Source organism: Allobacillus halotolerans (assembly GCF_018967645.1).
Classification (GTDB): domain Bacteria; phylum Bacillota; class Bacilli; order Bacillales; family Alkalibacillaceae; genus Allobacillus; species Allobacillus halotolerans.
This window is the reverse complement of sequence record NZ_JAHLZF010000006.1, coordinates 45,464-71,404: the sequence shown is the minus strand read 5'-3', so window position 1 is coordinate 71,404 and position 25,941 is coordinate 45,464. Positions and strand designations below refer to the sequence as shown.

Annotated in this window: 26 protein-coding genes; 18 read left to right on the top strand and 8 right to left on the bottom strand. The window is 38.1% G+C overall.

Features of this window, described 5'->3' with window-relative positions; translation table 11 throughout:
- Positions 1–99: 99 nt before the first annotated feature.
- Positions 100–1,647: a glycine betaine uptake BCCT transporter gene (locus KQ486_RS05785; RefSeq protein WP_216687036.1), complete on the bottom strand. Its 1,548-nt coding sequence runs from the start codon at positions 1,645–1,647 to the stop codon at positions 100–102.
- A 219-nt stretch (positions 1,648–1,866) separates the two neighbouring features.
- On the opposite strand from KQ486_RS05785, the gene KQ486_RS05780 reads away from it, so the two are divergent.
- The 3 genes from KQ486_RS05780 to KQ486_RS05770 all read left to right on the top strand — a co-directional run bounded on the left by KQ486_RS05780 (position 1,867) and on the right by KQ486_RS05770 (position 4,170).
- Positions 1,867–2,757 (top strand): polysaccharide deacetylase family protein, encoded by an 891-nt coding sequence (locus KQ486_RS05780; RefSeq protein WP_216687035.1) that lies wholly within the window; start codon positions 1,867–1,869, stop codon positions 2,755–2,757.
- A gap of 158 nt (positions 2,758–2,915) precedes the next feature.
- On the top strand, positions 2,916–3,887 hold the full coding sequence (locus KQ486_RS05775; RefSeq protein ID WP_144159807.1) for an NAD(P)H-dependent flavin oxidoreductase: 972 nt from the start codon (positions 2,916–2,918) through the stop codon (positions 3,885–3,887).
- Between the two features lie 16 nt (positions 3,888–3,903).
- Positions 3,904–4,170: a UPF0223 family protein gene (locus KQ486_RS05770; protein ID WP_144159804.1), complete on the top strand. Its 267-nt coding sequence runs from the start codon at positions 3,904–3,906 to the stop codon at positions 4,168–4,170.
- A 152-nt stretch (positions 4,171–4,322) separates the two neighbouring features.
- On the opposite strand, the gene KQ486_RS05765 is transcribed toward KQ486_RS05770, so the two are convergent.
- Positions 4,323–4,967, bottom strand: coding sequence for a YktB family protein (locus tag KQ486_RS05765; RefSeq protein WP_144159801.1), 645 nt, complete (start codon positions 4,965–4,967; stop codon positions 4,323–4,325).
- 162 nt (positions 4,968–5,129) lie between these two features.
- Here KQ486_RS05765 and KQ486_RS05760 point away from each other — a divergent pair, with 162 nt between their 5' ends.
- Positions 5,130–5,930: an inositol monophosphatase family protein gene (locus tag KQ486_RS05760; protein WP_144159798.1), complete on the top strand. Its 801-nt coding sequence runs from the start codon at positions 5,130–5,132 to the stop codon at positions 5,928–5,930.
- A 143-nt stretch (positions 5,931–6,073) separates the two neighbouring features.
- Here the strand turns inward: KQ486_RS05760 and KQ486_RS05755 are convergent, their stop codons facing one another.
- Positions 6,074–6,256 (bottom strand): hypothetical protein, encoded by a 183-nt coding sequence (locus KQ486_RS05755; RefSeq protein WP_144159794.1) that lies wholly within the window; start codon positions 6,254–6,256, stop codon positions 6,074–6,076.
- Positions 6,257–6,374: 118 nt separating this feature from the next.
- On the opposite strand from KQ486_RS05755, the gene KQ486_RS05750 reads away from it, so the two are divergent.
- Positions 6,375–6,710 (top strand): YlaH-like family protein, encoded by a 336-nt coding sequence (locus KQ486_RS05750; RefSeq protein ID WP_144159791.1) that lies wholly within the window; start codon positions 6,375–6,377, stop codon positions 6,708–6,710.
- Positions 6,711–6,739: 29 nt separating this feature from the next.
- Here KQ486_RS05750 and KQ486_RS05745 read toward each other — a convergent pair whose 3' ends face one another.
- A complete protein-coding gene (locus KQ486_RS05745) occupies positions 6,740–6,940 on the bottom strand; it encodes a DUF2197 domain-containing protein (RefSeq protein ID WP_144159788.1) in 201 nt (66 codons plus the stop codon).
- Positions 6,941–7,110: 170 nt separating this feature from the next.
- On the opposite strand from KQ486_RS05745, the gene KQ486_RS05740 reads away from it, so the two are divergent.
- Positions 7,111–7,386, top strand: coding sequence for a YbyB family protein (locus KQ486_RS05740; RefSeq protein WP_144159785.1), 276 nt, complete (start codon positions 7,111–7,113; stop codon positions 7,384–7,386).
- Positions 7,387–7,453: 67 nt separating this feature from the next.
- On the opposite strand, the gene KQ486_RS05735 is transcribed toward KQ486_RS05740, so the two are convergent.
- Together KQ486_RS05735 and KQ486_RS05730 are read right to left on the bottom strand one after the other, a co-directional pair.
- Complete coding sequence (locus tag KQ486_RS05735; RefSeq protein ID WP_186278506.1) at positions 7,454–8,026, bottom strand: YhcN/YlaJ family sporulation lipoprotein; 573 nt, start codon at positions 8,024–8,026, stop codon at positions 7,454–7,456.
- Positions 8,027–8,125: 99 nt separating this feature from the next.
- A complete protein-coding gene (locus tag KQ486_RS05730; RefSeq protein ID WP_144159779.1) occupies positions 8,126–8,584 on the bottom strand; it encodes a hypothetical protein in 459 nt (152 codons plus the stop codon).
- Between the two features lie 81 nt (positions 8,585–8,665).
- Here KQ486_RS05730 and glsA point away from each other — a divergent pair, with 81 nt between their 5' ends.
- Together glsA and KQ486_RS05720 are read left to right on the top strand one after the other, a co-directional pair.
- Positions 8,666–9,598 (top strand): glutaminase A, encoded by a 933-nt coding sequence (glsA, locus tag KQ486_RS05725; RefSeq protein ID WP_144159776.1) that lies wholly within the window; start codon positions 8,666–8,668, stop codon positions 9,596–9,598.
- Between the two features lie 109 nt (positions 9,599–9,707).
- Positions 9,708–9,998: an Fpa/YlaN family protein gene (locus KQ486_RS05720; RefSeq protein WP_144088698.1), complete on the top strand. Its 291-nt coding sequence runs from the start codon at positions 9,708–9,710 to the stop codon at positions 9,996–9,998.
- A 140-nt stretch (positions 9,999–10,138) separates the two neighbouring features.
- On the opposite strand, the gene KQ486_RS05715 is transcribed toward KQ486_RS05720, so the two are convergent.
- A complete protein-coding gene (locus KQ486_RS05715) occupies positions 10,139–10,732 on the bottom strand; it encodes a DNA-3-methyladenine glycosylase (protein WP_144159773.1) in 594 nt (197 codons plus the stop codon).
- 165 nt (positions 10,733–10,897) lie between these two features.
- Here KQ486_RS05715 and pyc point away from each other — a divergent pair, with 165 nt between their 5' ends.
- Positions 10,898–14,341, top strand: a complete 3,444-nt coding sequence (gene pyc, locus KQ486_RS05710; RefSeq protein ID WP_144159770.1) for a pyruvate carboxylase — start codon at positions 10,898–10,900, stop codon at positions 14,339–14,341.
- Between the two features lie 107 nt (positions 14,342–14,448).
- On the opposite strand, the gene KQ486_RS05705 is transcribed toward pyc, so the two are convergent.
- Positions 14,449–15,363, bottom strand: coding sequence for a COX15/CtaA family protein (locus KQ486_RS05705; RefSeq protein ID WP_144159767.1), 915 nt, complete (start codon positions 15,361–15,363; stop codon positions 14,449–14,451).
- Positions 15,364–15,769: 406 nt separating this feature from the next.
- Between KQ486_RS05705 and cyoE the strand changes: the two genes are divergently transcribed.
- From cyoE to KQ486_RS05660, 9 genes are all read left to right on the top strand, one after another.
- Positions 15,770–16,708: a heme o synthase gene (gene cyoE, locus KQ486_RS05700; protein WP_144159764.1), complete on the top strand. Its 939-nt coding sequence runs from the start codon at positions 15,770–15,772 to the stop codon at positions 16,706–16,708.
- An 85-nt stretch (positions 16,709–16,793) separates the two neighbouring features.
- The gene (coxB, locus tag KQ486_RS05695) at positions 16,794–17,999 is read left to right on the top strand and encodes a cytochrome c oxidase subunit II (RefSeq protein WP_144159760.1); all 1,206 of its coding nucleotides are present in this window, start codon (positions 16,794–16,796) and stop codon (positions 17,997–17,999) included.
- Positions 18,000–18,044: 45 nt separating this feature from the next.
- On the top strand, positions 18,045–19,910 hold the full coding sequence (gene ctaD / locus KQ486_RS05690; protein WP_216687034.1) for a cytochrome c oxidase subunit I: 1,866 nt from the start codon (positions 18,045–18,047) through the stop codon (positions 19,908–19,910).
- Positions 19,903–20,523, top strand: coding sequence for a cytochrome (ubi)quinol oxidase subunit III (locus KQ486_RS05685; protein WP_144159754.1), 621 nt, complete (start codon positions 19,903–19,905; stop codon positions 20,521–20,523). Before ctaD ends, KQ486_RS05685 begins: the two co-directional genes overlap by 8 nt.
- A gap of 3 nt (positions 20,524–20,526) precedes the next feature.
- Positions 20,527–20,859, top strand: a complete 333-nt coding sequence (gene ctaF, locus KQ486_RS05680; RefSeq protein WP_144159751.1) for a cytochrome c oxidase subunit IVB — start codon at positions 20,527–20,529, stop codon at positions 20,857–20,859.
- A 262-nt stretch (positions 20,860–21,121) separates the two neighbouring features.
- Complete coding sequence (locus KQ486_RS05675) at positions 21,122–22,138, top strand: ABC transporter ATP-binding protein (protein WP_144159748.1); 1,017 nt, start codon at positions 21,122–21,124, stop codon at positions 22,136–22,138.
- Complete coding sequence (locus tag KQ486_RS05670) at positions 22,119–23,087, top strand: ABC transporter ATP-binding protein (RefSeq protein WP_216687033.1); 969 nt, start codon at positions 22,119–22,121, stop codon at positions 23,085–23,087. The genes KQ486_RS05675 and KQ486_RS05670 overlap by 20 nt, the downstream gene beginning before the upstream one ends.
- Positions 23,088–23,132: 45 nt before the next feature.
- Positions 23,133–24,836: an ABC transporter substrate-binding protein gene (locus KQ486_RS05665; protein ID WP_216687032.1), complete on the top strand. Its 1,704-nt coding sequence runs from the start codon at positions 23,133–23,135 to the stop codon at positions 24,834–24,836.
- A gap of 83 nt (positions 24,837–24,919) precedes the next feature.
- Positions 24,920–25,921, top strand: coding sequence for an ABC transporter permease (locus KQ486_RS05660; RefSeq protein ID WP_216687031.1), 1,002 nt, complete (start codon positions 24,920–24,922; stop codon positions 25,919–25,921).
- Positions 25,922–25,941: the final 20 nt, after the last annotated feature.

Sequence of the window (25,941 nt, the reverse complement as noted above, 5' to 3'; positions counted from 1 at the left end):
AAACAACTCCGAACTAAGCTACAGTAATTTATCGCTTAGTTCGGAGTTGTTTAGCTGATATTTTTATTCAACTTTCTATTGATTAAGACATTATTACGATCACTCAATCGGTTCGTTTCTTCTTCGTCTCTTGAGAGGGGCATTCCTTGCTTCTTCTCTGAATTCTTTAACCAATGAGAAGATAACCATCAGCAAGATGAACACGAATGGAAAGGCGGCTAAAATTGACGCTGTTTGCAATGCGCCTAATCCACCTTGCCATAGCAACACAGCAGCAGTTGCTGACTGTACCAATCCCCAAGCAAGTTTTACTCGAACATTTGGGTTGAGACTACCGCCCGTCGTTTGCATGCCTAATACGAATGTTGCTGAATCGGCAGAAGTAATGAAAAAAGTACTAATCAATAAAATCGCCAGTAGCGATGTTATAAATGACAATGGGTAGTTCTCAAGGACCGTGAATAATGCAATCTCAGCTCCTTGATCATTAACCACTGACATAATATCCATCCCTTGGTGGTATTCCAGAGAAATAGCTGATCCGCCGAAAACAGCGAACCACAATGCACCGAAGATGGTAGGTACTAATAGTACACCTATGACAAATTCTCTAACTGTACGTCCACGAGAGACGCGGGCTATGAACATTCCGACGAAAGGTGCCCATGCGATCCACCATGCCCAATAGAACATCGTCCAATCTTGTAGCCATACTGCGTTTTCAGAATTGAAAGGTGTTGTTCTAAAGCTCATGGACGGTAAGTTCTGAACGTAACCGCCTAATGAAGTTGTAAAGAAATTCATGATGAAATTAGTTGGTCCAGCGAACAACAAGAAAAACATCAACAAGAATGCAATAATAATATTCGTTGTACTTAAAATCCGAATACCTTTATTCAATCCAGTCGCTGCTGATATCATGAATAAAACAGTAACTACTGCAATGATAATCAATTGAACGACAATTGTGTTACTGATTCCAGGTATAATGAATCCTAATCCACTGGCTATTTGTTGTGCACCTAGACCAAGAGAAGTTGCAACACCGAATACTGTCGCAAAGACAGCAATCACGTTGACGATTGTACCATATGGCCCATTCATTCTATCCCCAAATAATGGTTTTAACGTTGTGCTGATCAATCCTGGTTCATCTTTTCTGAATTGAAAGTAGGCTAGTGCCATAGCTAAAATTGCATAAATCCCCCAAGGATGTAGTCCCCAGTGGAAAAATGAATACCGTAATGCAGTTTTCGCTGCTTCCGTTTCATTCGCGGTTGCATAAGGAGGCATGTTGAAATGCGAGATAGGTTCCGCAGCTCCCCAAAATACAAGCCCAATTCCCATTCCTGCACTGAATAACATTCCGAACCAGGTTAAATAGTTGTATTCTGGTTTGTCTGCTTCTTTTCCTAATTTGATATTCCCATATTTCGAGACAACTAAGAAAATAGCAAAGATCAGGAATGAAGTTGCTGAAAGTAAGTAAAACCAACCGAACTTATCTACAATAAAACCTTGAATATTAGTCGTAATGTTATTTAAGTTCCAAGTCGGCAGGATACTTGAAGGAACAATCCCCCAAACAATAAATAAAAGTGCTATTAATAATGAAATATAAAAAACCTTAGTAACCTTTTTTCCCATGTTAAAAAACCTCCTATTGGACGAGAAAACGTACATTATCATAAGGACATAATCCATTGAAACAAAAATTCAAACGACAATCAAGGAAATTTCATTTATTAGCGTTCTTTTACTTTTACCCTCTTGTTTATAAAATAACCATTCAGCAAAAAAATAACTGTTTCAAGAAAAGAAATATCGAGTTATAATGGAGTTATTACATATATAGGAGGACAACCATTGAAAACGAAATACACCATTGGAATACTACTTATTTTATTATTCGTCGTAGGCTGTCAAACAAATGACGAAGCAGAACCTAATGATCATCAATCTGAAACAGCACAAGACACATCAGAAGATACAGAACAATCCGCGGAAGAAATAGATAAAGAAGAAGAAACAGAAGTCGAAGAAGCGGACGACTCTGCTGATGAAAATGAGGATGACCAAGTAAAAGAAGAACAAACTAACGATACAGAAGAAAAAGAAAAAACACCCAAATATAAAATGAACGACATATTTGGCTTTGATCCAATCGATGATGCGGACGAGCAAGTGGTTTTGATGACAATCGATGATGCACCTGATGAACATGCAGTTGAAATGGCTGAGATTTTAACGGAGATGGACGTTCCAGCAATTTTCTTTGTCAATGGTCACTTTATTGAATCTGAGGAAGAGAAAAAAGCGTTAAAACAGATTCACGAAATGGGTTTCCCGATCGGTAACCATACGTATGATCATAAGAATTTAAAGGAATTAACAGAAGAAGAACAGCGAGAACAAATTATTCCACTAAGCGATAAGATTGAAGAAATTATTGGAGAACGCCCACTGTTTTTCAGAGCTCCACATGGTGCAAATACAGATTACGCGAAGAAGCTTGTCAAAGAAGAGGGCATGCTGTTGATGAACTGGTCATTTGGTTATGACTTTAAAGCAGACTATATGGAAAAAGAGGCGCTAACTGAAATCATGTTGGAAACAGAGCTATTAGGGAATGGTTCCAACCTTCTGATGCATGACCGAGAATGGACGAAAGAAGCTTTACCTGATATTATCACCGGCTTAAGAGATAAAGGGTTTGGCTTCATCGATCCATACGAAATTCAAACAATTGAATCGTAAATAATCGAACTGTCTGTTTAAACTCAAACAACCTTTCAAAGGTGGTGGGTGAAGCAGGCAGTCTTTTATATGTACACTGAAGGTTATGTGAATGGTGTGGTTTTTTAATTAATTTGAATTTAATGATATTATGAAGACAGAATACCATAGCAGGAGGCATGATGATGAAAACGAGATTGACGGAATTACTTAAAATTGAAATGCCGATTATTCAAGGTGGATTAGCTCATTTGGCATATGCTGAATTAGCAGCAGCCGTTTCAAATGCTGGCGGTTTGGGCCAGATTACTGCCATGAGTTTGGATAATGAAGATGCACTGAGGGAAGAAATACAAAAAGTGAAAAAATTAACTGACAAACCATTTGGTGTAAACTTTGCGATCGGACAGCATGGTCGGCCGTTTGAACATATGGTCCAAGTGGCCTTGGATGAAAACGTACCAGTGATATCCGTAACAGGTGGGAATCCGAAGCCTGTACTGGAAATGTTTCAAGGAACAAACACAAAAAAATTGGTTTTGGTGGCAGCTAGAAGACAAGCAGAGAAAGCTGAAGAATTAGGTGCTGATGCAGTAATGGTTGTTGGCTATGAAGGCGGAGGACACTTGGGAAGAGACCATATCGGAAATTTCGTGCTCATTCCTGAAGTTGTCCAAGCAGTTGATATTCCAGTAGTTGCTTCTGGTGGAATTAGTGATGGCAAAGGGTTAATGGCTGCATTGTCATTTGGTGCTGAAGGAATTGAGATGGGGACCCGGTTTATTGCAACAAAAGAGTGTGTCCATGCAAGTGAAGCCTATAAACAAGCAATCCTTGACGCCGGGGCCCAGTCAACAGTATTGATTAAAGAGTCCATTGGCGCTCCAGCTCGTGCATTGAAAAACGATTGGACCGATAAAATTTTAGAATTGGAACAAAAGAATGTCGGTTATGAAGGATTGAAAGATTATATTAGCGGAAAAGCCAACAAACGATTTGCACAAGAGGGACAAGTAGATGAAGGTTTTGTTTGGGCAGGGCAAGTCGCGTGGCGAATACAAGATCTCCCATCGGTTCAGGAGCTTTTTGATCAAATGGTTGATGAAGTGGATGAAATTCAACAGCGTTTAACACAAATAACTACGAAATAAAGGGAGTACTGATCGTATGGAATATAGCTATCCAATTGATCCAGACTGGACAACAGATGAAATTGTAAACGTCATTGGGCTTTTTCAAAAGGTTGAAGAAGCATATGAGCAAGGAACACGGCCAAAGGATATATTACAGGCATACAAAGAGTTTAAAAAAGTCGTTCCATCAAAAGCTGAAGAAAAAACTTTATTTAAAGATTTTGAGAAAAAATCAGGTTTCATTCCTTTTCAGGTGATAAAAAAAGCGAGAGCAGCTGGTGATGGAAAGATTAAAATGTAGAATTGCTGATTTTATGAAAATTTTATTACTATAGCACAAAAAGATGATCTCGATTGGCAATCGGGATCATCTTTTCAATTCTTATAACCAAAATAACCTCAATACGATGGAAACAAATAATACATTAACGTTCTTGTCTTAGTCGCTATTTATTAATTATTCGTTGAGACATTTTTAGCAAGATCATAAAAACGCATGAGTTGCTTGAACGTATCTTCGCATTCTTTCAGAAATTTTTCACCATCCTGTAAGATGGGGTCTTGTCGGTCATATGTTTTACCACAAAGGATTTCTGCTTTCTTCACATTTTCCAGGCGATCGACGACACGATCGAATTCACCTTTTTTCATTTCTTCATGTGAAATTGTTTCTGGTTTCATATGATCTTCTGACCAAACGAAGTCATTCGGTATTTCGTTTAAAATTTCTTTTTTGTGCTTTTTCAGCTGTTCAGCTAAACCTACTTTTATTGGACTTTCATAAATGACCGCAAACCAGATGAATACGTGAGACTCCCACATACCAATCTGGAAATGTGGTAGTTTCTTATATCCTCTCTTACTGCTTGCCAATGCAGCCCATGTATCATTCGGAGGATTTTTTGTTCTACGAGCATGCTTGGCGACATGGACAAACATCTCGTCACCTGAAAGACTGGATAGGTCAGGTTCAAGATGGTTAGCAATCGCCTCAAGCTTGGTGGAAATTCGACTTCTGAGTGCCTCCATTCGTTCTTCCAAGCCATCGATGGTAAATACATTAAAGTCTCGTTGTTCAAAGCCGTTAAAACTGCTCATTTTGTCACCTCATTTCAGTTCCATTTTCTCCATTGAAATTGTAGCATAAATCGAATGACAACGTTAAGAATTGTGAAGGACACTGTACTTTAAGTGTATTATTCGGCATTATTTGATAGGATATTTGATATGAAGAAGTTTTTATAGAAGGAGAAAGATAGAATGGACAACTTTGAAAAAAGTAAATTAATCGATGAAGCAAAAAGAATTATTTTCAAAGCAAGTGAACAAATAAAAAACCATATGCAACGTCCTTATGACATCAATACAAAGCAAGATCGAAAAGATTTAGTCACAGAGATTGACGAAAGTACTGAAAAATTTATTATCAAAAAAGTTAGGAGTTCATTTCCAGATCATAAAATTATGGCTGAAGAAGGAACGGGAGACGAGGTTAACTCCTTAGATGGAACCGTATGGATTATCGATCCGATCGATGGCACAATGAACTTTATTCATCAAAAACGCTTTTTTGCGATTTCAATTGGTATTTATCATAATGGTGAAGGTATTGTTGGACTGATCTACGACGTGATGGATGATACACTCTATGAGGGTATAAAGGGAGAAGGCGCCTATAAAAATGGCAAAAAAATCCCCGAATTGACAAAAGAAAGAGAATTGAAGGATACATTAATTGGAATTAACAGTTTCTGGTCTATACCAAATAGACGCTTAAATGAAGAAAAAATCCATCAATTAATTCGCGATGTGAGAGGTACACGTTCCTATGGTTCTGCAGCACTTGAATTTGCTTATATTGCAGAAGGGATTATTGACGCATATATAACGATGCGCCTCTCTCCATGGGATATAGCTGCCGGTATAATTATCATTAATGAGGTTGGAGGCAAAGCGACTCAGGTCAATGGAGAACCGCTTGATCTTTTAAAAGACAATACTGTATTGGCAGCAAATGAAGTTGTTCATAGTGGCTACATCGACTATATTGAAGAGAAATAGGCTGCATGGATAACATCGAACGTTTTTGCTTAGAATTCGTTATACCATTTAAGTGAACGGCTGCACAGTCGCAGTAAGTTTATGCACAGTGCAGCCGATTTAAGTACTTATACTTATTTAGAGTCTACAAAAAACGTAAACGATTACTTTTTAATTGATGAGTAATGTTTCTTTTTGTAGCGTAGGCCAAAGACCATCACAGCCATGCCTCCGAAGAAAAAGGCAAAAACCAACCAAAAGTTTTGAAAGCTTATCGCAACTGCTGTCGCTAAAAAGAGTGAGACAACCAACACGGCCAATAAAGCCATCTTTATTTCAAATTTCATTATTATTCAACTCCTAAACTGATAAATTCACGGTTTTGTTATGTTTTTTATGGTTTCATTATAGAAAAAAACAAATTGATTTAGTATGATTGTATAGGACACGATAGGAGGTTACCCGATGGATAAAACGGTTTCCCAACAATTTAGCTTTAGCCCAGTCGAACGTTACTTTTTAATGGACGTTGGTGGAGAACTAGGGTTTTGGCTAATGTTTTTTGCTATATTTATCTTAGCAGTAATCACATATAAGTTAGGCTTCGCAAAAGAATTACCATTATTGAAATCAATCATTGTGTACATAATGTTATTTATTGGTTGTTTTATCTTAGCCATCTTTGCTATATTTGCCCTGCCAATTGCTGAAGTGCTTATTGTGATTGCTCTTGTACTAGGGATTTATCGTTTTCGGCTATACCGGGAACGAAAAGAACGAAATCGTTCAAGCAATGAATAGAGACTGCTGCCTTCACTGGCGGCAGTTTTTTAATTTTTACTGGAAAAGTCCGTCTTAATTGTCTTGCTTTGTGGCGATTCTTGTGATTTTTGTTCAACTTTCTGAGTGATCCGTTGATCACAATCAGGACATAAGTAGGAGAGCTTTCTTCTTTTTTGTATTTCTTTGGCGACTAATGAAAAAGGCTCCAAGGTATCTACCCGATCACATAGAATACATTTTACACGCATTATTTTCACCTCAAATCCACTCTACATTATACCACCAACAACGACAAATTTGGAATGATGAATAAGAATTGCCGGCCAACAAAAAATATAAGGACAAGGTTTGAAAATTGTTGGATAGGGAATTGATAAAATCATAAGCGTTTCCGAACATAATGAGGAGGGGATTTACGATGAAAAAACGATTGTTTGCGGCACTCGGAGCAGGAGCAGTCGCTTATGTAATGTCTGATGAAAATCGAAAACAAAAAGTGATGACGAAAATCAAAGGGCTGAAAAATAAATATTTCGGTGAAAAAGATCAAATCCCTGAAGTTGAATCAGGAAAACCCGACTTACAGAATGACGAAAACTCCAAAATGGTCAATGAAGGATCGCAATTTGGAGTTCAATATTACAATAAAGTTCGTGAAGGCGAAGACCCAACTAAATATCCAACTCAACAATAATACTGAAACTCCCTTGTCTGTGTGATGGACAAGGGAGTTTCCTGCGTAAACGTAAATAAAGTAAAGATTATAGTGGTTGATTTTGTTCTTGTCGCTCTTGTTGAATGTCATCCGTGTTTTCTTGGTTTTTCTCATATTGTTCATCTTGATCTGTCTCACGCATTGGCATATCAGGGATATATCGTCCAATTACATTAGCAATTTCGTCTAAAATGACACTTCGTCCTTGGCCGTTTTGAATAGACTCATTAATATTCGCTATTCGTTTCATAATATCACCATCAGCCATAACATACGCATAGTGACCGTAAGGGTCGTGTTTAATGATTTCTGTTACTGCATGTTTAACAGATCCTGACTTACCTCGATCCAAATCTTCATCGATATCTATACCGATAATTGTATAGTCACCAAAGACGACAGCTCGTGCATTGTTTACATTTGGAACACTGTTGGCTAACTGGACTAATCGTTCAGCCGCCTCTTGGTTTGTATGTTCTTGAGTAGTCTGATGATTCGTTGGATCATTTACACGTTGTAAGTCCGGACTTGCAGTGTTTTCGGGTGAGTTAGCTTCTTGATTGCTACAAGCTGAGAAAAGAAGTATAAATAAGATAAGGAGTGTAAATTTCCACTTCAAATAAATAACCTCCTTTTTTAACTAGCTTGAGCAAAAAAGGAGGTTGTATGCATTGTAAAAATAGACAGTTAATCAACATCTATGAGAAAATGGAAAGGCTTAGTTAATCGTAATCACATCAATGCCTTTAAAAGGATTCTGTTGATTGGTACCATCACCGAATAATAGGTGAACGGGTCCATCTTCTTTCGGCGGCTTACCGTCGATTGCAAAGATCAATAACGACTCTTTTAATTCATCCAATGAAATTTCAATTTCACCTTGGTCGGTATGTAGGATGGCTGAGGTTGCATCCTCTTTTGGATTGGATGTTTCTAAAAAAGGTTTGATCGGCATCACATAACTGTTTTCAAGCACTTTTTTACCTTCAAATCGACTGACACTTCGTTTGACAGGTGGTCTGATCCGCTGTTGAGGCTCGACGTCCTTTTCAGGATGGTTTTCTTCTTTATCCGGTAAAAAGGCTTCTTCCAGCTTGATTTTTCGATCATCAAAGATCCATACTGTTGGGTCAAGTGTTATGGGAAATTGAACGTTCCCTTTTAATTGAACAATCATCGTTGTTACACCTCTTTTTTATAAATTTCTATACAAGTATAACGAACATTTTTGATGAATGCATTAAAGGAGTGATTTTTCATGATCGAAATCGATGAAAAAGACTTACATTATTGGCTCGAACACGTGAAAATTTATGCAAATAATGGAAAGGTCGCAGATTATATTCCAGCTTTGGCCAATCAGCAACCAGAAATCAATGCAACGGCCTTTTATCCGATTGGAGATAAAGAAGTAGCATGTGCGGGACAGGCTGATTATTCTTTTACCATTCAAAGTGTATCAAAGGTTCTTACATTAGCACTTGCCTTGATCCAACACGGGGAGCAAGCTGTTTTTTCTCGAGTCGGTAAGGAACCGTCATCTGACCCGTTCTATTCCATTCAAAAGTTAGAAGTTGAAAAACCGAGCAAGCCATTAAACCCGATGATTAATGCAGGTGCACTTGCTGTTACCAACATGATCAGAGGACGTGGGTCAGAAGAAATGGTTGAAGAAATTTTAAATCTTGTTCGACTATTAACCGATGATCCGTCGATTGAGTATGACGAAGAAGTAGCCCGTTCAGAGTTTGAAACAGCATTTTTGAATCGTGCGCTCAGTTACTTCATGAAACAAAATGGTATCATTACCGGAAGTGTAGAAGAGTTACTTGATGTTTATACGAAACAATGTGCAATCACAGTCAATGTGAAACAGCTAGCTCGTATTGCTGCAGTTTTTGCCAATGATGGAAAAGATCCAGATACAAATCAACCACTGCTTCCATCACATGTTGCACGTGTTTGTAAAACCTTTATGGTGACTTGTGGAATGTATGATGCTTCCGGAACCTTTGCAATCAATGTTGGTATACCAGCGAAAAGTGGAGTGTCTGGTTGTATTATGGGTGTTATTAAAGAATCAGGCGGACTGGCAGTTTTCGGACCTGCACTAGACGAACAGGGCAACAGCGTTGTCGGTATGCACCTCTTGAAGGACCTAGCAGATGATAAACGTTGGTCGATCTTTTAGAAAAACGTCTTTCTTATAATGGCTTTGTTCATGGATAATTTCTTGCAATTTTACCTTGAAGAAGGTACTATTTAATAAGGGAGCGTAGGAAAGTTAGGAGGGATTTTCTGTGTCATCCAGAATATCACTAGAAAAGAACCAAGCCCTAGCCCTCTTGCAGGCAGATGCTGATAAAATTTTACAACTTATCAAAGTTCAAATGGACAACTTAACCATGCCTCAATGTCCTTTATATGAAGAGGTATTAGATACTCAGATGTTTGGTCTCTCAAGAGAAATAAACTTTGCCGTTCGCTTGGATTTAATTCAAGAAGAAGATGGTAAAGCTATTATGGAAAACTTGGAAAGACAATTGAGTGCGTTGCATGAGGTTGCCCAAGACACGAAGAATTTATCATAATAAAAACTCAAACAATGCTTACTTCCAGTTCGTGAAGGCATATGTTTGAGTTTTTTTGCGTTTAAGTGAGTTGAATAGATCGAAAGCAAAACGCCGAATCAAAAAATGTTTTGATAAAATAATTCATTACAAACGTATATTTACCTCGAAACAAAGGGATTATTTTCTATCCAAAACCGATAAGGATAAGCAACAGCCTCTTTTGCATTTGGAATGCCGATTCGTCTTCCGGCCTTTATTTCTTTAGGGTTTTCTCCATCCGCAATATACAGTGGCTTCTCCCACAGTTGATGACCATAATGAGATAAATCAATAGCCATCGCTTTCGTGAGTTTACCTGGTCCACTTGTCAGGTTCGTTCTTTTTGTGACTGGTCTGTTGTCTAGCATGACTTCCTCTCCAATAATCGGCTCCATTCCACGAATTAAAATGGCATGCGGTTGATTCATTCGGCCGGTTACGACGTTCATTAGATTATGTGTATGCATCGTATAGATATAGGCCAAGCCAGCCTCGTGAAACATGATCTCCGTTCGTTTTGTCCGGCGATGATTAAAGCTATGTGCTGCTCGGTCTTCAGGTCCCATGTATGCTTCTGTTTCAACAATTTTTCCTGCCAGAATCCCATTAGGGGTTTCGTGAATTAAAAAAGAACCCAGCAACTTTTCGGCTAATTGAAGTGTCGGCTTTTCAAAAAAAGACTTATGAACCGGTTTTAACTGTTTATGCTTCATACGAATTCCTCCAATAATTATATAGTATACAGTTTACCCGTTTTTTAAAAATACGGAACAGGTAGAATTATTACTGAACAATTATTCATTTTTTGCAGGAATTTTTAAAATTATGTTGAAAGTTAAGAGAGATAAGAGAAAATTTGCGAATTTGGGAGGTCCATCATGACGAAAATTAAATCAATCAATAAAGTACTTGTAGCGAATAGAGGAGAGATAGCTATTCGTGTATTTCGAGCGTGTACAGAATTAAATATACGCACGGTTGCCATTTATTCTGAAGAAGATACAGGCTCGTATCATCGATATAAAGCAGATGAAGCCTATCTTGTTGGTGTCGGAAAAAAGCCGATTGATGCTTACTTGGATATCGAGGGAATTATTGATTTAGCAAAGCGGGTCGGGGTAGATGCCATCCACCCAGGTTACGGATTTTTATCTGAAAACATTCAATTCGCCAAACGGTGTGAAGAAGAAGGCATCATTTTTATTGGTCCGACAAGTGAGCACTTAAATGTATTTGGGGATAAAGTAAAAGCTCGGAAACAAGCGTTGCAATCCGGAATTCCTGTAATTCCTGGTACAGATGGTCCTGTTCAATCATTGGAAGAAGTGGAAGCGTTTTCGAAAGAACATGGATTTCCGATAATCATCAAAGCAGCCCTTGGTGGAGGCGGACGAGGGATGCGAATCGTTCGTACAAAAGAAGCATTGAAAGAAGCTTATGACCGCGCAAAATCCGAAGCCAAAGCGGCTTTTGGTAATGATGAAATTTATGTGGAACGATTAGTAGAACAACCTAAACATATTGAAGTGCAAATTTTAGGTGACGAAGCGGGGAACATGCTTCATTTATACGAAAGAGATTGTTCGATTCAACGACGTCACCAGAAAGTAGTAGAAATTGCGCCCAGTATCTCGTTATCAGAATCACAACGGGATGAAATTTGTGATTCTGCCGTCAAATTAATGAAGGATGTAAATTATCTCAACGCTGGTACGGTTGAGTTTTTGGTGACAGATGACGAATTTTTCTTTATCGAAGTGAATCCGCGCGTTCAAGTCGAACACACAATTACCGAAATGATTACCGGTTGCGATATTGTACAAACGCAGCTGCGAATTGCTATGGGTTATTCCTTGCATGATAAGGAAATCGGTTTGCCGCAGCAATCAGAAATATCGACACATGGATATGCGATTCAGTCACGTGTAACAACTGAAGATCCATTGAATAATTTTATGCCGGATACAGGAAAAATCATGGCTTATCGTACAGGTGGGGGTTTTGGTGTCCGATTGGACGCTGGTAACGGTTTTCAAGGAGCAGTCATTTCACCGCACTATGATTCGTTGCTTGTAAAAGTATCTACTTGGGCTCTGTCTTTCGATCAAGCAGCACGAAAGATGGTACGGAATTTAAAGGAGTTTCGAATTCGCGGTATTAAAACAAATATTCCTTTTTTAGAAAATGTTATTTTACACAATAAATTTTTGAATGGTAGTTATGACACAACCTTTATCGACTCATCACCTGAACTTTTTGTATTTCCGAAAAAGAAAGACCGAGGAACGAAACTGTTATCTTATTTGGCTTCAACAACTGTCAACAGTCCGTTAACGACAGGGCAGGAGAAAAAGCCATTATTTGATCCAGTAAGGATTCCAACTGTAGATCCGGACAGTAGTTCAGAAGCAGGAACGAAGCAATTGCTTGATGAAAAAGGACCTGAAGCGGTCAGTGAATGGCTGAAACAACAAAATGAAGTATTGTTGACAGACACTACGTTCCGGGATGCACATCAATCGTTACTAGCAACGCGTGTACGTACAAAAGATTTATTAGAAATTGCTGAGCCAACGGCAAAACTCCTGCCTAATTTATTCTCAGTGGAAATGTGGGGAGGGGCAACCTTTGATGTCTCTTACCGATTCCTGAGAGAAGATCCATGGGAGAGATTGATTAAGTTGCGTGAAAAAATGCCGAATGTGTTATTTCAGATGCTCTTACGTGCGAGCAATGCGGTAGGATACACAAATTATCCGGATAATGTCATCGATGAATTTGTTGAGAAAAGTGCTCAGGCAGGCATTGATGTCTTTCGGATTTTCGATAGCTTGAATTGGGTTGAAGGCATGAAACCAGCAATCGAAGCGGTTCGAAAACAAAATAAAATCGCTGAAGTTTCAATGTGTTACACAGGAGATATTTTAGATCCAAATAGAGATAAATACGACTTGGATTATTACATCAATTTGGCAAAAGAACTGGAATCATTAGGTGCTCACATCTTAGGTATTAAAGATATGGCTGGATTATTGAAACCTGAAGCGGCTTATCAGTTGATTTCTGCATTGAAACAAGAAATCGACATTCCTATTCATCTTCACACACATGACACAAGCGGAAATGGCGTCATGATGTATGCGAGAGCCATTGAGGCTGGTGTCGATGCAGTTGATGTGGCTACCAGTTCAATGGCCGGGCATACTTCTCAACCAAGTGCGAATAGCTTGTATCATGCACTGGAAGGAAATAAACGACAACCTAAAGTTGATATTGCATCATACGAAGAACTAAATAAGTATTGGGAAGATGTCCGTGATTATTATGCTAATTTCGAAAGTGGATTAAAGGCACCTCACACGGAGATTTACTTACATGAAATGCCTGGTGGACAGTATAGTAATTTACAACAGCAAGCAAAAGCGGTCGGTTTAGGTGATCGTTGGGATGAAGTGAAATACATGTATCGTACGGTCAATGATATGTTTGGCGATTTAATCAAAGTGACGCCATCTTCTAAAATCGTCGGCGACATGGCACTGTTTATGGTACAAAATAATTTGAAGGTTGATGATGTCTATGAAAAAGGAGAGAATCTTGACTTTCCAGATTCAGTGGTTGAATTTTTCAGAGGCATGATCGGAAAACCTTACAAAGGATTTCCAAAAGAACTACAACGAATTATTTTGAAAGGCAAAGAGGAAATCCCCGGAAGACCAGGCGAACAGTTAAAACCTGTTAATTTTGAGGCGTTAAAAGAACAATTATATGAGAAAGTAAATCGTCAAGTAACTTCACATGAAGTGATATCCTATGCACTCTATCCGAAGGTCTTCTTAGATTATGAGCGATTTGTCGATCAATATGGGGATATATCCGTACTTGATACACCATCTTTTGTTTACGGTTTACGATTAGGTGAGGAAGTATCAGTCGAAATCGAGCAAGGAAAGACATTGATCATCAAGTTAGTATCCATTGGAGAACCACAAAAAGATGGAACGCGCGTCGTCTATTTTGAACTGAATGGTCAACCACGTGAAGTGGTCGTTCGCGACGAGCGGATCAAAGATGTTCAAGATCAAAAGTTGAAAGTAGATCCTGACAATTCAAAACAAATTGGAGCTTCGATGCCTGGAACGGTCGTTGAAGTGCTTGTTAAAGAGGGAGAAGCTGTCAGCAAGAACGATTATTTGATGATTACTGAGTCGATGAAAATGGAAACGACTATTCAAGCTCCATATGATGGGAAAATCAAATCCGTACAAGTAAAAGATGGAGAAGCGTTGGAATCAGGCGACTTGTTAATAGAGTTTGTATAATTGAAAAAAGCTGTCCAGTAACGATAGGGTTGCTGGACAGTTTAATATTAAAACGTATTTAATCATATAAGAAAGCCGCCACCCTATTTAGTGACGGCTATTCGTATTTACTTATTTGATAACTTACTTCTTCGGGCTAACATTAAGAAATAGCACAGAATTGTAAAGAATAATGAAATGAATGTTGCGTGCAATAATCCAACAAATATGTTCCCAGTAGTGAAAATAATGAATGCTCCAAGTATAACCTGCAATAAAATAAATATCGTTGCAATCAGCCAAACTTTACGAATGAATGGTTGATCTATTTTACGTAGCACTTGAATAAATAAAACAACTACCCATAAAAATAATAACCCAGCCATGAGACGATGTCCCATTTGGATCCATTGATCTAGATTGAGCCCGGCTACACTTGGTGAATCATTATAGCAGAAGGGCCAATCTGGACAAACTAAACTTGAATATTTGTGTCGCACTAACGCACCCGAATAGACAACAATTAATGTGTAAATGAACAATCCCCAAAAGTTTACTCGTAACCATTTAGGTATATGAATCCGTTCGGTGTGAAGCTTTCGATCGACATCAAATATAATCAAAGCTAGGAGTACAGATGCAGCAAAGGCTACTAGAGAGATGCCAAAATGCATCGCTTTAATGATGCTTGACTGTTCAAAAAGAACGGCTGCAGCCCCCAGTAAAGATTGGATGACTAAAAATAGAATCGAAAGAAAGACCAAAAATTTCGTTTCTTTAATATCGCGGTAATCTTTCCAAGCGATATAAGAAAGAAGTAAAACAAGAATGATGCCGAGACCGGACATGATTCGGTGCCCGAATTCAATAACTAATTCAAATGTTATATCGGTAGGTATTAGTTGACCATCACAAAGAGGCCAACTTCGACCACATCCAAGACCCGATTCGGTTTTTGTAACTAATGCTCCACCGATTAAAACCAAAAACATAACAATGGATGTAATGATAGCAATTGGTTTCGGTTGCAATATTTTTTTCATATAATTAATTCACCTTTCTGACAGGCCAGTAAGACATTCATCATCTATCTTAATATAAAATCCATCAGATGAAAATAAACAATGGTTACAACTTTTTAACATTAGCTATAATGTATATATTAGTTGTTGAAAAATATATAACTGCCAGCTTAAAATGAAAAGGGTTTAGTTTCGAAAAAAAATAGGTTAGAATAATGTTATAAACACTTATTGACTGTTTCGAACGAAATTTGTAGAAAAAAATATGACAATCACTTTTCACATATTTTTCACACATAAGAAATCAATATATGCTTTAATAGAAGTAGTTGTGTTTACATGGTACAATAACTATGTAAATAAAATGAAACATTATGTACGTCAGGGTATAAATGTAACAAGGGTTGAAACGAGAGGGGATCCTGCAATGAATGAATCACGCACAGTTCAAACTTCGTCCTCACAGTTGATGGATTCACCGAGTACTGGTGTAAAAGCCCTGTGGACAGATTTTCTCGCATTGATTAAGATTGGAATAGTGAATTCAAATCTTATGACAGCTTTTGCGGGTTTTTGGCTAGCGTTATACTATACAAATCAAACGTTTTCGAGCAATTGGCTAGCGTTTGTTGGAATGATGGCAGGAACAGCGCTTGTAATCGCTGGCGGTTGTGTCATCAACAATTACTATGATCGTGATATCGATCATTTAATGTCCCGAACAAAGGGGCGAGCGACGATTACTGGAACGATTCCATTGAAAGTAGTACTGGCTATGGGGATTGGCTTTTCAGCTATAGGAATGATTATATTGTTCTTTGTTTCTCCAGTCGCTGCTGTCTTTGGATTTTTTGGGTGGTTTGTGTATGTATTTCTATATACAATGTGGTCAAAAAGAAAATATACAATAAATACAGTTGTAGGATGTTTTTCTGGAGCAGCTCCACCATTAATTGGTTGGGCAGCAGTTGACTCCACACTTCATCCAGTCGCATTAGTTTTATTCTTAATTATGTTTCTCTGGCAGATTCCACATTTTCTTTCTTTGGCTATCATGAAAAAAGAAGATTATTCAATAGCTAATGTACCGATGCTGCCAGTTGTATATGGAAATAAGATTACTAAAAGACAAATCTTCATTTATACGATTTGCCTATTGCCTTTACCATTTTATTTCTTTTCATTGGGAATAATATTTATGGTGTTTTCTACATTATTAACACTTGGGTGGGTCATCCTTGCTTTCACAGGTTTTCGTACAAAAGATGACGACAAATGGGCAAAAAGAATGTTTATTTACTCATTAAACTATTTAACCTTATTTTTCATTGGAATAGTCATTGCGACAATTCCACCAATCTTTTGAAATAATTAAGAAATTTTTTCTTAATTCTTTTATAAATTTTCACACAACATAAGAATGAATAAGAGAAAGAGAGGTATCCAAAGACATGAAAGGTTTGACTAGTAAGTTTAAAGCTGTAGGAGCTTTAATGATTCTAGCACTTATATTGTCAGGTTGTGGCGAAGAATTTCTAAGTGCACTCCGTCCACAAGGACAGGGAGCAAGTGATATTCTAAGCCTGATGATTTTAAGTATTGCTGTCATGATGTTTGTTTTTGTTGTAGTTATGGTCATTTATGTATTTGTCATTTTAAAATTCCGTAAGAAAAAAGGGCAAGAAGACTTTATACCTGAACAGGTTGAAGGAAGTCACACATTAGAAACATTATGGACAGTCGTTCCAATTATTCTTATTTTGATTTTAGCTGTACCAACAGTACAATATACCTTCTCCTTGGTAGATACTTCGCCACAAGTAAATGCTGAAGGTGAAGAAGAAGATCAAATTTGGGTTAATGTTACAGGTAAGCAATACTGGTGGCATTTCGAGTATGAGGGAATGGACGTAACAACAAGTCAGGAAATATATATTCCTACTGACCGTCGAGTGTACCTATCGCTACATTCAGAAGATGTCATACACTCTTTCTGGGTCCCTACATTACAAGGTAAGATTGACGTAAACCCAACAGGTAACCGGAACGAAATCTGGATAGACGCTGATAAAGAAGGCGTTTACTGGGGTAAATGCGCTGAATTTTGTGGACCATCACACTCATTGATGGACTTTAAAGTTGTAGCAGTAAGTCCAGGAGAATTTGAACAATGGGTGAAAGACATGCGTAACATTGATCCTGAGGAAACTCCAGAAAGTGAAGTTGCCACAGCTGGTCAAGAAGTTTTCGCGAACAACTGTATGTCATGTCACGCTAACGGAACTTCACCGAACAAAATCGGACCGAACGTATCAAACTTCGGTGATCGTGAGCGAATTGCAGGGGTTCTTGAATATAACAAAGAAAACTTAATGGAATGGATTGAAACAAAAGGTGAAGAGATGAAACCTGGAAACATGATGACAACCGCAGCTTACGACCTATCTGATGAAGAATTGGATCAAGTAGCTGAGTACCTAATGTCATTAAGTCCAAGTGAAATCACACCTGAAAATGCTGAAGATAATGAATATATCGAATCGGACTTAAGCGATTTATTCATTGATCAGGAAGAAAACGAAGATGAAGGCTCTGAAGGTGAATCAGAAGGAGATTCTGAAGGCGAATCAGAGGAAGATTCCGATAGTAATCAATAATGCTATCTTTCGGATGAATAGAAATAATATAGGGAGGTTAATATTGTGAGTGCAACAGCTACTAAAAAGGCTGGATTCGGTTCCGTATTGTGGGATTACTTAACCACTGTAGACCATAAAAAGATTGCCATATTGTACTTGATTGGCGGATTCTTTTTCTTCATTCTCGGTGGTTTAGAAGCTATGTTGGTCCGGATCCAACTGATACAACCAGATAATAACTTTGTTTCGGCTCAGTTTTATAACGAATTAATAACGATGCATGGAACAACGATGATTTTCCTTGCAGCCATGCCATTATTATTAGCTTTAATGAACATTGCAATGCCGCTTCAAATTGGAGCGCGAGATGTTGCTTTTCCGTTTGTGAACGCATTAGGTTTTTGGCTGTTCTTAATTGGAGGAATTGTTCTTAATATTTCTTGGTTTACAGGTGGAGCTCCAGACGCTGGTTGGACGGCGTATACTCCGTTATCAATATTCTCAGAAGGCCATGGACTCGATTATTATTCCATTGGTCTACAAATCGCAGGTTTTGGTACGTTAATGGGTGGTATTAATTTCCTTGTAACAGTTATTACAATGCGTGCTCCAGGAATGACCATGATGCGTATGCCATTGTTCTCATGGACAACATTCATTGCGAGTGTATTGATTTTATTCGCATTCCCTGCGTTGACTGTAGGTTTATTCTTGCTTACATTTGACCGATTGTTCGGAGCAAACTTCTTTGATCCGTCCATGGGTGGTAACGTTGTTATTTGGGAGCATTTATTCTGGATTTTTGGACACCCTGAAGTGTATATACTGATTTTGCCGGCATTTGGTGTATTTAGTGAAGTTATACCAACATTCTCCAAAAAACGTTTGTTTGGTTACTCTTCGATGGTGTTTGCAACCGTATTAATTGCATTTCTAGGTTTCATGGTTTGGGCACACCATATGTTTACAGTGGGCCTAGGACCAATCGCCAACTCAATATTTGCGATTGCAACGATGGCTATCGCGGTTCCTACGGGAATTAAAATCTTTAACTGGCTATTTACGATGTGGGGTGGAACCCTTCGTTTTACGTCACCAATGTTATTTGCACTAGGTTTTATTCCGTCATTTACAATTGGAGGAATGACAGGTGTTATGCTAGGTGCAGCAGCTGCTGACTTCCAGTATCATGACACATATTTTGTTATTGCTCACTTCCACTATGTAATTGTCGGAGGAACTGTATTTGGAATCTTTGCAGGATTAATTTATTGGTGGCCAAAAATGTTTGGTAAAGTACTCAATGAGAAAATGAACCATTGGTTCTTCTGGTTGTTTTTCATTGGTTTCCATTTAACATTCTTCCTGCAGCATTTCTTAGGATTAATGGGTATGCCTCGTCGTTACTGGGTATTCTTAGAAGGTCAAGGTTTAGACCTATTCAACTTTATCAGTACGATTGGTGCATTCTTTATGGCTGCCGGTACAATATTATTTATGTATAATATCGTTTGGACTGCTATGAAAGAACCAAAAGCTTCTGGAGATCCTTGGGATGGTCGTACACTTGAATGGGCAGTCTCTTCACCACCACCACACTACAACTTCAAACAGTTGCCGTTGGTACGTGGATTGGATCCATTATGGATTGAGAAAACAGAAGGTAATGGAAAAATGCAACCGGCAGAACCGCTTGGAGATATCCATATGCCGAACAACACCATTATTCCACTAATCATGTCTATTGGTTTAGGAATTGCAGGTATGGGTATTATCTATCAAGTGGATAATCCAATGTGGTGGATTGTTGCTGTGATCGGATTTATTATCTTCTTCGGTAGCATGGCAGTTCGCTCACTGAAAGATGATTTAGGTCACCACATTCACAAAGAAGACTTGGAAAAAGAGGGGGATGGTTCTAATGGCTGATGAACTTTTAAAATCAACTAACTTGCCACATGATCCCGAAAGAGCCACCCTTGAAGGAAAAAACAAATTCTTAGGATTTTGGTTCTTCCTTGGTGGAGAAACAGTCTTGTTTGCAAGTTTGTTTGGAACGTATTTAGCATTGAAAAATTCTCATTTAGATGGTGTCCCGGCCAGTGAATTATTCGGGCTAGGACTTGTCTTCATCATGACAATGATTCTACTGACAAGTTCCTTGACTAGTGTTTATGCGATGTACCACATGAAGAATAATGCACCGAAGAAAATGATGCTTTGGTTAGGAATCACTGTATTACTAGGCCTTTCATTCTTAGGCTTAGAGATATATGAGTTTAATCATTACGTTAATGATTATGGACATGGATTTACAACTTCAGCTTTTTCATCTGCATTCTATGCTTTAGTTGGATTCCACGGAGCCCACGTAGCCTTTGGTTTAGGCTGGTTCATTCTATTGATGGTGAGAAACTGGAAACGAGGGATCAACTTATACAACGCACCGAAGTTTTATATTGCAAGTCTTTATTGGCACTTTATTGACGTTGTATGGGTATTCATTTTCACAGTAGTTTACTTGATGGGAGTGGTAGGTTAAACTATGGTCGATCAAAATTATTCCACTAACCAAACTGAAAAAGATCTCTTTTACAAAGAGAAAAAGAAAGAAGAAATGAAACATCAAGTAGTCACTTTCGCAATGATGATTATTTTCACTTTGATTGCATTCGGTATAGTAATGGCGGATGTTAGTAAAATGTTTACCATCCCAATTATTATTGTATTGGCAATCGTTCAAGTAGGATTCCAATTCTTTTACTTCATGCATATGAGTAATGAAGGACATACTTGGCCAGTGACGATGATTTTCTCAGGAATATTTGCAGCATTCTTAACCGTATTAGCTCTTACAACCATCGTTTGGTGGGGTTAATAGCAAATAATTATAATGATAAGAACCAATTGCTCTATATAGAGTGATTGGTTCTTTTTTTGGCTTTTTTCAATATAATATATTGTACTTATTGGATATCTCTGGGACATTTTTTATTAACAACAGTGTTTACTAAAAAATTATTGAAATTATTTAGTAAACACTGTTGATAATTATTTGTTTATTCTGTATATTAAGTTATATAATAAAAAATTATTAATATTCTGATAACTAAACTTTCGTACTTATTGGAGGGAACTCTATGCCAGAACCGATTCTGTCTGTCCAAGATTTACATACACATTTTCTTACAGATAATAAAGAAGTGCCTGCTGTTGATGGAGTTAGTATCGAATTACATAAAGGTGAAGTTGTAGGAATCGTCGGTGAGTCAGGTTGTGGAAAGAGTGTGACTTCATTATCAATCATGCAACTTGTTCCAAATCCTCCTGGAAAAATCGTCAAAGGTGAAATTAAATTTAAAGGTAAAAATTTGACCTATGCTACTGAAAAACAAATGCGGAAAATACGTGGCAACGAAATCTCTATGATTTTTCAAGAACCGATGACATCATTAGATCCTCTGTTCACAATTGGTAATCAACTAATTGAAGCGATACGTATCCATCAAAAAGTCAGTAAAAAGGATGCAAAGAACTATTCAATTGAATTATTGAATTTAGTCGGTATACCACGGGCCAGTGAAGTTGTTGATGAATTTCCACATCAACTTTCTGGAGGTATGAGACAACGGGTCATGATTGCTATGGCTATGTCTTGTGATCCAGAAGTGTTGATTGCTGATGAGCCAACTACTGCTTTGGACGTTACTATTCAGGCACAAATTCTTGATTTAATGAGAAATTTGAATAAGGAAAAACAAACTTCTATTTTGCTCATTACACATGATTTAGGCGTTGTTGCTGAAATGTGTGATCGTGTTGTTGTGATGTATTCTGGAAAGGTCGTAGAAGAGGGAAGTGTCCGGGAGATTTTGAAAGACCCCAAACATCCTTATACAAAAGGATTAATTCGTTCTTTACCTAATATTCGAACAACAGAACAAAAATTATATTCAATACCAGGAACGGTTATGCGTCCATCTTTGGATCAAGTTGGGTGTCGATTTGCACCTCGGTGTGAACATTCATTTGATTCGTGTTGGGAAGAAAATCCAAAGCTTCTCAAGCAAGAAAGTGGTAGACAGGTCAGGTGCTTTCTTTATGACGAGGAGAAGTCCGAAAGAGGTGTAACTTCAAATGACAAATCCTATACTTGAAGTCAGTCATCTTAAGAAATATTTCGACATAAAAGGTGGCATTTTCGGAAAGAGTGTCGGTGAAGTAAAGGCTGTTGATGATTTATCATTTTCCGTGAACGAGGGAGAAATTTTAGGAATTGTCGGGGAATCCGGTTGTGGTAAATCAACAGCAGGAAAATCAATTCTTCGACTAATTGAACCAACTGATGGGTCCGTTAAATTTGAAGGGACGGATTTAACTGATTTGACCAGTGAAGAAATGAGGCAACTTCGAAAGAATATGCAAATTATTTTTCAAGATCCTTATGCATCATTAAATCCTAGACATAAAGTTGAACGGATTATCAGTGAACCATTATTGATTCATGGAATGAAATCTTCAAAAGAACGAAAAGAACGGGTTAAGGAACTTCTTGAGATTGTTGGATTAGAGGCTTATCACGCGTCAAGATATCCACATCAGTTCAGTGGTGGCCAGCGTCAGCGGATCGGCATTGCAAGAGCACTTGCGAATAACCCAAAGTTGATTATTTGTGATGAACCTGTTTCGGCGTTGGATGTTTCTGTACAGTCGCAAATTTTAAACTTAATGGAAGAACTAAGAGAAAAATTCAAATTAACTTATGTTTTTATCGCGCATGATCTTAGCGTTGTTAAACATATTAGTGACCGGGTTGGTGTCATGTATTTAGGAAGAATGGTTGAATTAACCGACAAACATACATTATTCAATGATCCGAAACATCCATATACACGTGCTTTGATGTCCGCTGTACCTATTGCAGATCCAGACATTGAACGAGAGAGGATCATCTTGGAAGGGGATGTGCCAAGCCCTTCCAATCCGCCAACAGGCTGTGCATTCCATACGCGTTGTCCTTACGCGATGGACATATGTAAAGAAGTTAGACCTGAGTTTGAAAATGTTGATGATAAACATTTGGTCGCTTGTCACTTGTATAATTAATCAAGCGATCAATGTTTATATAAATTTAATAAAGGGGGCTATTTAATGAGGTACCGATTTATACTTTTTCTTACTTTCATGCTAGCTATTACATTAGTGTTGACAGCTTGTGACGGTGACGAAGATGAATCCGCTGAAGAAGTAGATGCAACAGAATCGTCTGAATCAGATGGTGAAGAATCGAGTGGTTCAGAAGATGATTCTAACTCAGAAGCTTCAAGTGATAGTGAAGGTGACCAAGTACTTGTGTTTGCACGTGGAGGAGATTCAGAAAGCTTAGATTACGCAAGCACAACAGATGGGGAATCCTCTCGTGTGACGAAGCAAGTTTATGAGAGCTTGCTGGAATTTGAAAAAGACTCTTTTGAAGTGAAGCCAGGTCTTGCACACGATTGGGAAGTTAGTGATGATGGGTTAACGTATACATTCTTCCTTGAAGAAGACGTGACTTTCCATGATGGAACTGACTTCAATGCGGAAGCAGTCAAGACGAACTTCGAGCGTTGGGCTGATCCGAATCATGAATTCGCGTTTGCTGATGATGGATATGTTTATTCCATGTATGGCACGATGTTCGGTGGGTTCAAAGGAGATGACGGTCATGTCATTAAAGAAATTAATGTTGTCGATGACCATGAGATCGAATTTGTACTTAATCAACCGTTAGGATTTTTCTTGCAAAATATGGGAATGAGCTATTTTGCAATCACATCGCCTAGTGCACTGGAAGAACATGGCGCATCGATTAACGAAAATCCAGTTGGAACAGGACCATTCAAATTCGTTAGTTGGAGCAAAGATGATTCAATTATTCTTGAAAAATTTGAGGATTATCGAAAAGAAGGCTTACCAAAATTGGATGAAGTCATTTTCCAGGTTATCCCTGATAATGCAGCTCGCTTAATTGCATTACGCTCAGGAGAAATCGATATCATGGATGGACTAAATCCAGATGATGCTGCTGGGATTGAACAAGAAGAAAGCCTTGTGTTGCTTACGAGAGCAGCCAACAACTTTGGTTATCTTGGTTTGAATACTCAGCAAGAACCGTTGGATGATCCTTTAGTTCGTAAAGCGATTAACCACGCTATCGATCGATCCGCTATTGCGGAAGCTTTATATGCTGGATATGCTCAACCAGCTGTCAACCCAGTACCACCTGGTTACTTAGGGTATAACGATGAGCTTGAATTATATGAGTATAATCTTGATAAATCGAAAGAGTTATTAGCAGAAGCAGGTTATGAGGATGGCTTAGAGATTGAATTATGGACAATGCCAGTTGCACGTCCATATATGCCAGACCCTGAAACTGTCTCAGAAATTATTCAAAATGACTTAGGTGAAATTGGTATAACTGCTAAGATTGTACGAGAAGAATGGGCACCTTACCTTGAAAAGACAGCAGCGGGAGAACAAGAACTGTTTATGCTAGGTTGGTCTGGAACAAATGGAGATCCAGATTACTTCTTAAGCAGTCTATTGCATGGTTCGAATGCAGGTTCAAGTAACCGTTCCTTCTACAAAAACGACGAAGTAGATAAGTTGCTTGATGAAGCGAAGCGAGCTGTTGATCAAGAAGAAAGAGCAGATTTATACAAGAAAGCTCAAGAAATCATTTATGAAGAATCACCAATGATTCCACTCGTTCACTCTGAACCAGTGTTAGCTACTTCAAGCGATGTCAAAAATTATGTACCTCACCCTTCAACGAGTGAATCATTAGCAGAAGTAGAATTAGATCGTTAATAAAATGAATAGGGCAGTAGAAAACCTCTACTGCCTTTCATTTTTTATTCTGAATGATACATAGAAAGGATTGAGGTGAAGACATGCTAGCATATACATCCCGTCGCTTACTCATGCTTGTTCCTGTTCTCTTTGGAATGACTGTTATCACGTTTTCAATTATTCATTTAATTCCTGGAAACCCGGCACAAACTATTTTGGGTGAAACAGCGACTGAAGAAGCGATATCTAACTTAGAAGAAACGATGGGATTAAATCGAAATTATTTCATTCAATATACAGCATATGTAGGTGATTTGCTTCAAGGCGATCTAGGAACTTCCCTCAGAACGAAAGCGAGTATTACCACAGAAATCGGTCCTCGGTTGGCTGCTACTATAGAATTAACTTTCTTTGCCATGATATTTGCTGTTTTTATTGGAATTAATGCAGGCATAATCAGTGCCTGGAAACAAAATTCATGGTTTGATTTTTTGGCAATGGTCTTCGCCTTAGTCGGTGTTTCCATGCCTGTCTTCTGGCTGGCATTGATGGAGCAATGGTTATTTGCTCAAGAGCTAGGATGGCTACCGGCTTATGGTAGACAAGAAAGTCGCGATCCGATTGACCCGATTACCCACTTTTATGTAATAGATTCCATACTGCACATGGACATGAAACAATTAATTACGTCACTGAAACATTTAGTCTTACCGAGTATTGCTTTAGGAACCATTCCGATGGCGATTATTGCCAGAATGACTCGGTCAAGCATGCTCGAGGTTATGAAATCGGACTATGTCAGAACGATTAAAGCAAAGGGTTCAGGACAGTTTTTAGTTATTTATAAACACGCTTTAAAAAATTCAATCATTCCTGTTTTAACGGTCATTGGTTTGCAGGTAGGCGTCTTACTCGGAGGGGCAATTTTAACGGAAACCATATTTAGTTGGCCAGGGATTGGACGGTATGTATATGAAGCAATCAATTACCGGGATTATCCTGTGATCCAGTCAGGGATATTGGTCATTGCATTTTTGTTTGTCATTATTAATTTAATTGTTGACTTATTATATGCATTTATTGATCCAAGGATTAAATATTAAGGGGGTATGAAAATGCAAAA